A 10,405-nucleotide genomic window follows, 5' to 3' on the forward strand; every position below is an offset into this window, starting at 1 on the left:
GGGTGCGAATGTCCCCCGGCGCCGGCCGGTGGCCGTCGCCTCCTCCTTGATTTCGCACCCAAGGGCCCGTGTCCCCGGCTTCGTGATGCGTGAAAAGCGTCAAGCGGCCTCCGGTGCCGGATGCTCGATATGCGGATGACTCGCCGCCCTGATGGGGTCCGACAACCCGCGCCACCGCGGGAACGCATGCAATCGAACACGCCCCCAATCCCCTCAGTTGGGAGAAGAATCACTCGAAAGCGGGTCAGACGTTGAAGCGGAAGTGCAGCACGTCGCCTTCCTGCACCCGGTATTCCTTGCCTTCCAGCCGCAGGCGGCCGGCTTCACGGGCGCCGGCTTCGCCGCGGTACTTGATGAAGTCCTCATAGCCAATCGTTTCGGCGCGGATGAAGCCTTTTTCGAAGTCGGTGTGGATCACGGCGGCGGCCTGCGGCGCGGTGGATCCGGCCTTGACCGTCCATGCCCGCACTTCCTTCACGCCGGCCGTGAAATAGGTCTGCAACCCGAGCAGCAGATAGGCGGCGCGGATCACGCGGTTCAGGCCGGGCTCGTCCAGCCCCATGTCGGCCAGGAAGACGTCGCGCTCGTCGGCGTCGAGCTGGCTGAGTTCCTCCTCGATCGCCGCGCACACCGGCACCACCTGCGCGCCTTCCGCCTCCGCCCGCGCGCGCACGGCGTCCAGATGCGGATTGCCTTCGAAACCGTCTTCCAGCACGTTGGCGACGTACATCACCGGCTTGAGGGTGAGCAGGAACAGGTCGCGGATCGCGACTTTTTCCTCCTCGTCCAGCGCCACCGAGCGCGCCGACTGGCCCTGGTCCAGCGCGGCGCGCAGCTTGCCCAGCACGTCGATCTTCGCCTTGGCGTCCTTGTCGCCGCTCTTGGCGACGCGCTCGAAGCGGGCGATGGCCTTGTCCACCGACTCCAGATCGGCCAGCGCCAGCTCGGTGTCGATGGTCTCGATGTCGGCGATCGGATCGACCCGGTTGGCGACGTGGATCACGTCCGGGTGCTCGAAGCAGCGCACCACGTGGCAGATCGCGTCGACCTCGCGGATGTGCGCCAGGAACTTGTTGCCCAGGCCCTCGCCGCTGGCCGCGCCGGCCACCAGCCCGGCGATGTCGACGAATTCGACCGCCGTCGGCACCAGCTTCTGCGGCCTGACGATCTCGGCCAGCGCATTCAGCCGCGGGTCCGGCACCGGCACCACGCCGACGTTCGGCTCGATCGTGCAGAAGGGAAAGTTGGCCGCCGCGATGCCGGCCTTGGTCAGCGCGTTGAACAGGGTGGACTTGCCGACGTTCGGCAGCCCGACGATGCCGCATTTGATGCCCATGGGGTTTCCGTAAGACGTGAGACGCAAGACGTGAGCCGCATTGGTTTCACGTCTTGCGTCCGGCGTCTTGCCTATTTCGAGGTATGCAACCGCTTCATCGCTTCGTTGAAATCGCCCGCCACCGCCAGCGGCAGCACATCCAGCGCATCGCCGATGGCGTCCAGGATCAGCGCTTCGTCGCTGCCGCTCGGACGGCCGAGCACCCACGGCACCACCAGTTCCTGCCGCCCCGGCCCCGGATGACCGATGCCGATCCGCAGCCGGTGGAAACGGCCGTGGCCGAGCAGGCGCAGGGTGTCGCGCAGGCCGTTCTGGCCGCCGTGGCCGCCGTCGAACTTGAGTCTGGCCACGCCGGGCGCCAGATCGAGGTCGTCGTGGGCGACCAGCATCTCCTCCGGTTCGATCTTCCAGAACCGCAGCGCGGCGGTGATCGATTTGCCGGACAGGTTCATGAAGGTCGTCGGCTTGAGCAGCCGCACCGGCTGGCCGTCGATGGTCGCCTGCGCCACCGCGCCGAACAGCTTGCCTTCGGCCGTGAAGCCCGCGCCCAGCCGCATCGCCAGCGAATCGATGAACCAGAACCCGGCGTTGTGCCGGGACCTGAGGTGTTCCGCCCCGGGATTGCCGAGGCCGACGATCAGTCGCAGTCCTGCCATGTGACGCGATCACGCGTGCCGTCCCGGCGCGGGCGAACCGGCGATGGCGCCTGGGCGCCATGCCGGATCCGGACTCCCGCGCCGGAACCGCGTTGCGGGATTACTTGGCGTCGTCCTTCTTGGCCGCCTTGGTGGCCGGCACTTCGGCAGCGGCCGGAGCCGCCGTATCCTCGGCCGCCTCTTCCTTGGCGTGCTTGGCCACGACCACGGCGACGTCGTACTCCTTGCCCAGCTTGAGCGCGGGAATCTCGACGCCGGCCGGCAGCTTGAGCCCGGACAGGTGCACCACGCCGCCCACGGCCAGATCCGACAGATCGACCGTGATCGCTTCCGGGAGGTTCCTGGGCAGGCAGGAGATTTCGACTTCGGTCAGCTCGTGCATGACGACCACGCCACCGGTCTTGCCTGCCGGGGACTTCTCCTGGTTGACGAAGCGCAGCTGCACCTTGGTGCGCAGGGTCTCGTTGGCGTCCACGCGCTGGAAGTCCAGGTGCATGATCAGCTGCTTGTACGGATGGCGCTGCATGTCGCGCAGGAGGACCTGCTCGACCTTGCCGTCGATGTCCAGATCCAGCAGCGAAGCGTAGAACCACTCCTGCTGGCTGGCCAGCCAGATCTGCTCATGCTCGATCTGGATCGGCTGCGGGGCGGACTTGCCGCCATAGACGATGGCAGGAAGCTGGGCCGCACGACGCAGGCGGCGGCTCGCACCCTTCCCCTCGACGTTGCGGCTGGAAGCCTTGATGACGTGTTGTGACATGGTTTGACTCACTCTCGTTGCAATGAAACCGCCTCGCGGCGGCGATGACACTCACCCGCGACCAGGTGAGTGGGGTGCGATGCCGGCAGGCCGGCACCGCGGGTTCACGAAGCCTCAATCGACGTACAGGGAACTGACAGACTCTCCGAACGCCATGCGGCGGATGGTTTCGGCCAGCAATTCGGCCACGCTGAGCTGGCGGATCTTGCCGCAGGCCAGCGCCGCGGCCGACAGCCGGATGGTGTCGGTGACGACCAGTTCGTCGAGCGAGGACTTTCCCAGGTTGTCCAGCGCCGCACCCGACAGCACCGGGTGCACGCAGTAGGCCACCACCTTGCGCGCGCCGCGCTCCTTGAGCGCATTGGCGGCGGCGCACAGGGTGCCGGCGGTGTCGACGATATCGTCGACCAGAACGCAGGTCTTGCCCTCGACGTCGCCGATGATGTTCATCACCGTCGCCACGTTGGCCTTCGGGCGGCGCTTGTCGATGATCGCCAGTTCGGCGTCGTCGAGGCGCTTGGCGATCGCCCGCGCGCGCACCACGCCGCCGACGTCGGGCGAGACCACGATCACGCCGTCGGTGCCGTGCACGCGCCAGATGTCGGCCAGCAGCAGCGGCGAGGCGTAGACGTTGTCGACCGGGATGTCGAAGAAGCCCTGGATTTGGTCGGCGTGCAGATCGACCGTCAGCACCCGGTCGGTATCGACCGCGCTGAACATCTTGGCCGCCACCTTGGCGGTGATCGGCACCCGCGAGGAACGCGGGCGGCGATCCTGGCGGGCGTAGCCGAAATACGGCACCACCGCCGTCACGCTGGCCGCCGAGGCGCGCTTGAGCGCGTCGATCAGCACCAGCAGTTCCATGAAATTCTCGGCGGTCGGCGCGCTGGTCGGCTGGATGACGTACACCTCCTGCCGGCGCACGCTTTCCTCGATTTCGACCTGTACCTCGCCGTCGGAGAAACGGCTGATCAGGGCCTTGCCCGGGCGCACGCCCAGCTCGCGGCAGACCGCATCGGCCAGCGGCCGATTGGCGTTGCCCGAGAACACCAGCAGATTGGGGCTGTCTTGCATGGTAGCGGCCTGATTCAAACGGCGAAGGTCAGGGAAAAGCCAAACGGGATTGCGGCGTACTTGCTTGTCGTTGCACCCACGAAACGCTTGGCAGGGGCGGCAGGATTCGAACCTGCGCATGCCAGGATCAAAACCTGGTGCCTTAACCGCTTGGCGACGCCCCTGTGTCGTATCGCGCCACCGCATCCAGCAGCGGCGACCTGTCCACGCCGCGCGCCAGCCAGACGGTCGTGCCCGAGGAGAGCAGGCCCGCCGGCAGCGCCGCCAGCGCCCGTTGCGCGGAGTGCCGCTCGGCAAACTCCACGAAACAGCCGCTGCCCGAACCCGTCAAACGCGGCCGGCCGATGCTCGAGAGCGCCGCGAACAGGGCCTCGACGGCCGGTTCGCGACGACGCAGCACCGGCTCGAACGCATTGCCGAGCGCGGTTCCGGAAAGGAAGCCCGCTATTGTCGCGGGCGGCGCATCGCGCGTCAAATCAGCGGCCTGGAACAATTCGGCGGTTCCGGCATGCACGCCGGGGCTGGCAAGCAGGTACCAGGCCGGCGGCAGTTCCAGCGGCTGCAGCCGTTCGCCAATGCCCTCGGCCCATGCGTTGAAGCCGCGCACGAACACCGGCACGTCGGCCCCCAGGGTTTGCCCCAACGCGGCGAGCTGATCCTCGCCCAGCCCCAACCGCCAGAGCCGATTGAGCGCGACCAGAACCGTGGCCGCATTCGACGAGCCGCCGCCGAAGCCGCCGCCCATCGGAATGCGCTTTTCGATGCCGATATCGACACCTGACCGCACGTTGAACGCTGTTTGCAGCATTTTCGCCGCACGCACCGTCAAATCCCCGGCCTCATCGACACCCGCGACCGGGGCGCCGACGCGGCCGATCCGGCCATCCAGGCGCGGGCGCAGGAACACGGCATCGCCCCAGTCGAGCAGCCGGAACACGGTCTGGAGTTCGTGGTAGCCGTCCGCGCGCCGGCTGGTGATGCGCAGGAACAGGTTGAGCTTGGCCGGCGCCGGCCAGGCGGTCCAGCTCTCGGCGAGAGGAAACGCGCTCATTCCGCCGTCCAGCGATCCACCGCCAGCCGCACGCGGTCGTCGCCGCGGCTGGCGAACACCCGCGACGGCATGGGCTGCCCGCTGGCGGGATCGGGCTGCCAGCCCTCGAAATCGATCGTCCAGCCGCCCTGGAGAATGCGTCGTGGCAAACCATCGCCGCCGAATTCGGTCTGCGCGCTGCCGAACGCCTCCGGCGCCGCCGCCACCGCCCGCAGCCAACAGCCCAGCGCCGCGATCGGCACGTCCCAGCCGGTGCTTGCGCGCACCAGCCCGGCCGCATCCGCACCGCGCAGCGGTTCGCCGGAGGCGCCCTGCAGCCGCGCGCCGTCGGCGTCCACGTCCAGCGTCCAGCTCTGGCGGGTGACCGGCGCCGACAGTTCCAGATGCAGCGTCCCGCCGCCCTGCGACCAGACGATCCGGCCGCTGCCGCCATCGCGCCCGTTGGACAGCGCCACCCGCCCGCTCAGGCCCCAGCGCGGGATGCCGCAGCGGCCGTCCGCCAATCCGAGCGCGGCCGCGCGCGCCTGCTGCGCCGCCGCCGCATCGCCCGCCGGCACGCGCGCACCCGCGTCCGGCGCCGACGGCAGGGTGCTGCAGCCGGTCATCAGGATCGCGGCGAACGCCAGCGCGCCCGCCGGTCTCACGCGCCGGTCTCCTGCAGCGCGCGCTGCAGCGAACGGTTGTCGGCGTCGAGCTTGCGGGCTTCGTCGAAATACTTGCGCGCCTCGTCCTTTTGCCCCAGCACCCACAGCACCTGCCCCAGATGGCTGGCGATGTCCGGGTCCTTCTGCAGCGCGTAGGCGCGGCGCAGGTAGTCCAGCGCCTCGGTTGTGCGGCCCAGCTTGAACAGCACCCAGCCGTAGCTGTCGGTGATCGCCGCGTTGCCGGGGTCGGCCACCCGCGCGCGGTCGATCAGCTCCAGCGCCTCGCGATAGCGGGTGGTGCGGTCGGCCAGGGTGTAGCCCAGCGCGTTGAGGGTGGCGACGTTGTCCGGTTCGATCACGAGGATGCGGCGGAAATCGGCCTCGGCCCTGGCGATGTCGTCCTGACGCTCCCACATGATGGCGCGGGCGTAGAGCAGGTCGAGGTTGTCCGGAAATGCGGCCAGCGCCCGCGCGAAGGCATCGCGCTCGCCGGCCACGTCCTTGTCCTTGCTGCGCAGTTCGGCTTCCAGCTGGTAGCCGCTGCGGCGGGCGTCCTCGTCCAGCGCGGCATCCGACTCGATCGCGTGCAGGGCCGCATACGCCGCCTTGCCGTCACCCATCGCGTGCAGGACGCTGGCGCGGCGCAGCCGGACCTGGGATTGCAGGCGCTCGCCCGGCACGCTGGCGTACCAGGACAGCGACTCGTCATAACGCTTGAGCAATTCCGCGACCTGGCCGAGCAGGAGCCGCCGCAGCGGATTGGGATTGGTCGCGCCGCGCTTGAGTTCCTCGTACAGCGCGCCCAGCGCGGCGGTGTCGTGGGCCTTGTCGAGCAGGAACGCGCGCTGCGCGTAGCTGGATTCGTCCTGATCGCCGACGGCCAGCACCGCCGCCGCCCGCGCCGGATCGCCCAGCGCATCGTATTCGCCGGCCAGCGACCAGCGCAGGTTCGCCGGCAGCCGCGCCGACGCATCCAGCGGCGCCAGCGCCGCACGCGCCTCGTCCAGCTTCCCGGACTGGCGCAGCAGCTGCGCCCGCAGCAGGGCCACCCGCGGATCGTCGGGGAAACGCGCCACCACCTGCGCGACGATCCGGTCGACCAGCGCCTGCTGGTCCAGACGTTCCGCCAGCCCGCCATAGCCCAGCCAAGCGTCCAGCGCGTTGGGCAGCGCCTTGCCGTCGACGGCTTCGCCCATCAGCTTGACGACCAGCCCGGGCTGCTTGCCCACCGCGCCCGACAGCGCGGCCAGCGCCATCTGCCAGTCGCCGCCGGCATACAGCGCGGCCAGTTCGCTGCGCGCGGTCGCCTGGCGACCGGCACGCAACGCCAGACTGGCCGCCAGCATGTGCTGGTCGCGGCTGGGCTGCGGCGACAGCGCATGCCAGGTGTCCCAGGCCTGCCGCGCCAGTGCATCCTGATCCGCCAGCAGGGCGATCCGGGTCGCACGTTCCGCCAGCACCGGGTCCTGCGCGGCGCGCGCGGCATCGAGGTAATGCCGCGCCGCTTCGGGAAGTTGCCCGCCCTGCAGCGCGAACTCGCCGGCCATGGCGGCTTCCATCGGATCCACGCCGGCCGCTGCGGCGGGCCGGGCCAACCCCGCGTCCTGCGCGCAGGCCGACAGCAGCGCCAGCGCCATCGCCAGCAGGACGAACCGCAGGAGCGGGCGCAGGCCGAAGCGCGACGGGATAGGCATGGGTTCGACGGTACAATGCGCGGTTGGACTGTCAGCTTAACCCACGCTTCCGCACGGACCCGCACGACGCCCGCGACCGGCACGACCACCGAGCCATGAGCCTGTACCTTCTCGGCATCAACCACCAGACCGCGCCGGTTGCCCTGCGCGAGAAGGTGGCGTTCACGCCGGAAACGCTGGCGCCCGCGCTGGCTTCGCTGCGCGCCCTGCCGGACGTGAGCGAGGTGGTGCTGCTGTCCACCTGCAACCGCACCGAGGTGTACGCGCAGGCCAACGGCAGCGACGCGGCCCTGATCGACTGGCTGGCCACGCATCCCGGCAACGCCGCCCAGGCCCCGCCCGGCCCGGAACTGCGCAACTACCTGTACCGCCACAGCGACGCCGAGGCGGTGCGGCACCTGTTCCGGGTCGCCAGCGGGCTGGATTCGCTGGTGCTGGGCGAACCGCAGATCCTGGGCCAGGTCAAGCAGGCCTGGGCCAGCGCGCGCGCCGCCGGCGCGCTGGGCGGATCGCTCGACCGCCTGTTCCAGCAGGCCTTCGCCACCGCCAAGCACGCCCGCACCGACACCCGGATCGGCGCCCATCCGGTGTCGGTGGCGTCCACCGCCGTCCACCTGGCACAGCGCAACTTCGCGCGGATGGACGAATCCACGGTGTTGCTGATCGGCGCCGGCGAAACCATCGAACTGGCCGCGCGCCACCTGGCCGAAGCGCGCGTCAAGCGGCTGCTGGTCGCCAATCGCACCCTCGCCCACGCGCAGGATCTGGCCAGTCGTCACGGCGGCTTCGCGCTGCCGCTGGAGGAACTGGAACGGCACCTCGCCGAGGCCGACGTGGTGATCTCCGCCACCGCCAGCCGCACGCCCGTCCTGCAGCGCCGGCTGGTCGAACGCGCCCTGCAGGCGCGCCGCCACCGCCCGATGCTGCTGCTCGACCTGGCCGTTCCGCGCGACATCGAAAGCGACGTCGGCAGCCTGCGCGACGTGTTCCTCTACACCGTCGACGACCTCGAACACGTCATCGAGGACAACCGCCGCAGCCGCCGCGAGGCCGCCGAGCAGGCCGAAGTCATCATCGACCTGCACGCCGCGCGCTACCTCGAACAACTCCAGGCCAGCGGCCGCAGGCAGCCGCTGCTGCACCTGCGCGCCCACGGCGAAGCCGCCCGCGCCGAGGCGCTGGCCAAGGCCCGCCGCCAGCTGGCCGCGGGCCTGCCGGCCGAGCAGGCGCTGGAACTGCTGGCGCACACCCTCACCAACCGGCTGCTGCACGCGCCCACCGTGGCCCTGCGCGAAGCCGCCCTGCAGGGCGACGCCGAACTGGCGCGGGCGGCGGAACGGCTGTTCCCGGCGCCGGCGGACGCCGCCGGTCCGGCGCGGGACGACGACGCGGCGGAACCGCCGCCGCCCGCAGCGCCGCCCCATGCTTGATTCCCTGCGCCGCAAGCTCGAGGCGCTGCGCGAGCGGCGCGAGGAACTCGAACGCCTGCTCGCCGAACCCGGCCTGGGCGACGCCCCCGAACGCCTGCGCGCGCTCTCCCGCGAGTTCTCCGCGCTGCAGCCGCTGGCCGACGCGCTGGCCGCCGAGGCGCAGGCGCGCGCCGACCTGGAATCGGCCGAAGCGATGCGCGACGATCCGCAGCTGCGCGAACTGGCCGAGGAGGAAATCGACGCGGCGCAGCGGCGGCTGCAGACGCTGGAAACCGAATTGCTGGCCCAGCTGGTGCCCAGAGACGCCCGCGACGACGGCGGGCTGTATCTGGAAGTCCGGGCCGGCGCCGGCGGCGACGAGGCGGCACTGTTCGCCGGCGACCTGTTCCGGATGTATTCCCGCTACGCCGAACGCAACGGCTGGCGGATCGAAGTCGAATCCGCCAACCCCGGCGAGCACGGCGGCTACAAGGAAATCGTGGCCCGGATCGAAGGCCGCGGCGCCTACGCCCACCTGAAATACGAATCCGGCACCCACCGCGTCCAGCGTGTGCCGGTCACCGAATCGCAGGGCCGCATCCACACCTCGGCCGCCACCGTCGCCGTGTTCGCGCTGGAAGCCGAGATCGGCGACATCGTCATCAACCCCGCCGACCTGAAGATCGACACCTACCGTTCCTCCGGCGCCGGCGGCCAGCACGTCAACAAGACCGAATCGGCGATCCGCATCACCCACCTGCCCACCGGATTGGTGGTGGAATCGCAGACCGAGCGCAGCCAGCACGCCAACCGCGAAACCGCGATGAAACGCCTGCACGCGATGCTGGCCGAAGCCGAACTCGAACGCCGCACCAAAGCCACTGCCGCCGACCGCAAGCTGCAGGTCGGCAGCGGCGACCGCAGCCAGCGCATCCGCACCTACAACTACCCGCAGGGCCGCATCACCGACCACCGCGTCGAAGGCCTGACCCTGTACGACCTGCAAGGCGTGCTCGAAGGCGACCTCGGCCCGCTGGTCGCCCGCCTGCAACAGGAACAGCAGGCCGACGCACTGGCGCAATTGGCGCGGGAAGGGTGAGAGACGCATCCTACCGCGACTGTCACGCGCAGGGCGCGCTCCTACGGGCAGGTTGGGGGTCAAAGCCAGAGCCCGCCAATGCCGCAAAACGTCACAAACTGACGTAAATCCGCAGGCCATTCCCGGGCGGTCTTGCACCAAACCGTGACGCGTGATTCAAATTCGCCACAAGCCCATGCCTGTCCGCCATTGGCACGATTTCTGCGTTAAAGTACCTGCACGCGCCAGATGCCCGTGCTGGGACCGGTACCAGAGGCACCACCGGCGCGTGAACCACCCAAATCAACCCTAGGGGATACACCTATGAACAAGCAGCAAGGCTTCACCCTGATCGAACTGATGATCGTGGTCGCGATCATCGGCATCCTGGCCGCCATCGCGCTGCCGGCCTACCGTGACTACATGCAGCGTTCGGCCAACTCGGCCTGCGAAGCCGAAGCCAAGGCCTACATCAACACCGCCGTGGCCGACGCCGCCGACAATCGCGCTCCGGGCGCTCCGCAGAACATCGCTTGCACTGCCGGCCCGGCGATGAGCATCGCCGACTACACCGGTGGCGCCAGCCTGAGCTACACACCGCAGACCCGCGGCACCCCGGGCTTGGTCAAGAACACGACCTGCGACGCCGGTTCCGGTACCTGCCGTCTGCTGCCGTAATCTCCTTTCGGCAACTGGGCTTCAA

General features: G+C 69.6%; 9 protein-coding genes, 1 tRNA gene and 1 pseudogene. 3 read left to right on the forward strand and 8 right to left on the reverse strand.

The annotated features are described in order from the left end of the window. Nucleotides 1-244 precede the first annotated feature (244 nt). The 8 genes from ychF to Q0X16_RS06685 form a co-directional block, all read right to left on the reverse strand. Nucleotides 245-1,336 carry a redox-regulated ATPase YchF gene (ychF, locus tag Q0X16_RS06650; RefSeq protein WP_297832300.1) on the reverse strand — a complete coding sequence of 364 codons (1,092 nt, stop codon included), beginning with the start codon at nucleotides 1,334-1,336 and terminating at the stop codon, nucleotides 245-247. Nucleotides 1,337-1,407: 71 nt separating this feature from the next. After that, nucleotides 1,408-1,992, reverse strand: coding sequence for an aminoacyl-tRNA hydrolase (gene pth / locus Q0X16_RS06655; RefSeq protein ID WP_297832303.1), 585 nt, complete (start codon nucleotides 1,990-1,992; stop codon nucleotides 1,408-1,410). Nucleotides 1,993-2,092: 100 nt separating this feature from the next. After that, the gene (locus Q0X16_RS06660; RefSeq protein ID WP_297832306.1) at nucleotides 2,093-2,752 is read right to left on the reverse strand and encodes a 50S ribosomal protein L25/general stress protein Ctc; all 660 of its coding nucleotides are present in this window, start codon (nucleotides 2,750-2,752) and stop codon (nucleotides 2,093-2,095) included. A 114-nt stretch (nucleotides 2,753-2,866) separates the two neighbouring features. Next, entirely contained in the window at nucleotides 2,867-3,826 is a 960-nt protein-coding gene (locus Q0X16_RS06665) for a ribose-phosphate diphosphokinase (protein ID WP_297832309.1), read from the reverse strand. An 88-nt stretch (nucleotides 3,827-3,914) separates the two neighbouring features. Then, nucleotides 3,915-3,990, reverse strand: a tRNA-Gln gene (locus Q0X16_RS06670). Further along, a complete protein-coding gene (gene ispE, locus Q0X16_RS06675; RefSeq protein WP_297832311.1) occupies nucleotides 3,969-4,877 on the reverse strand; it encodes a 4-(cytidine 5'-diphospho)-2-C-methyl-D-erythritol kinase in 909 nt (302 codons plus the stop codon). The genes Q0X16_RS06670 and ispE overlap by 22 nt, the downstream gene beginning before the upstream one ends. Continuing rightward, nucleotides 4,874-5,521: an outer membrane lipoprotein LolB gene (locus tag Q0X16_RS06680; protein WP_297832314.1), complete on the reverse strand. Its 648-nt coding sequence runs from the start codon at nucleotides 5,519-5,521 to the stop codon at nucleotides 4,874-4,876. Before Q0X16_RS06680 ends, ispE begins: the two co-directional genes overlap by 4 nt. Then, on the reverse strand, nucleotides 5,518-7,215 hold the full coding sequence (locus Q0X16_RS06685) for a tetratricopeptide repeat protein (protein WP_297832317.1): 1,698 nt from the start codon (nucleotides 7,213-7,215) through the stop codon (nucleotides 5,518-5,520). Before Q0X16_RS06685 ends, Q0X16_RS06680 begins: the two co-directional genes overlap by 4 nt. A 95-nt stretch (nucleotides 7,216-7,310) precedes the next feature. Here Q0X16_RS06685 and hemA point away from each other — a divergent pair, with 95 nt between their 5' ends. The 3 genes and pseudogenes from hemA to Q0X16_RS06700 form a co-directional block, all read left to right on the forward strand. After that, on the forward strand, nucleotides 7,311-8,645 hold the full coding sequence (gene hemA, locus Q0X16_RS06690; protein ID WP_297832321.1) for a glutamyl-tRNA reductase: 1,335 nt from the start codon (nucleotides 7,311-7,313) through the stop codon (nucleotides 8,643-8,645). Then, nucleotides 8,638-9,723, forward strand: coding sequence for a peptide chain release factor 1 (gene prfA / locus Q0X16_RS06695; RefSeq protein WP_297832324.1), 1,086 nt, complete (start codon nucleotides 8,638-8,640; stop codon nucleotides 9,721-9,723). Before hemA ends, prfA begins: the two co-directional genes overlap by 8 nt. Before the next feature lie 303 nt (nucleotides 9,724-10,026). After that, a pseudogene (locus Q0X16_RS06700) lies at nucleotides 10,027-10,161 on the forward strand (prepilin-type N-terminal cleavage/methylation domain-containing protein); the annotation flags it as partial. Nucleotides 10,162-10,405: the final 244 nt, after the last annotated feature.

It is taken from the genome of Thermomonas sp., assembly GCF_025993755.1.
Classification (GTDB): Bacteria; Pseudomonadota; Gammaproteobacteria; order Xanthomonadales; family Xanthomonadaceae; genus Thermomonas.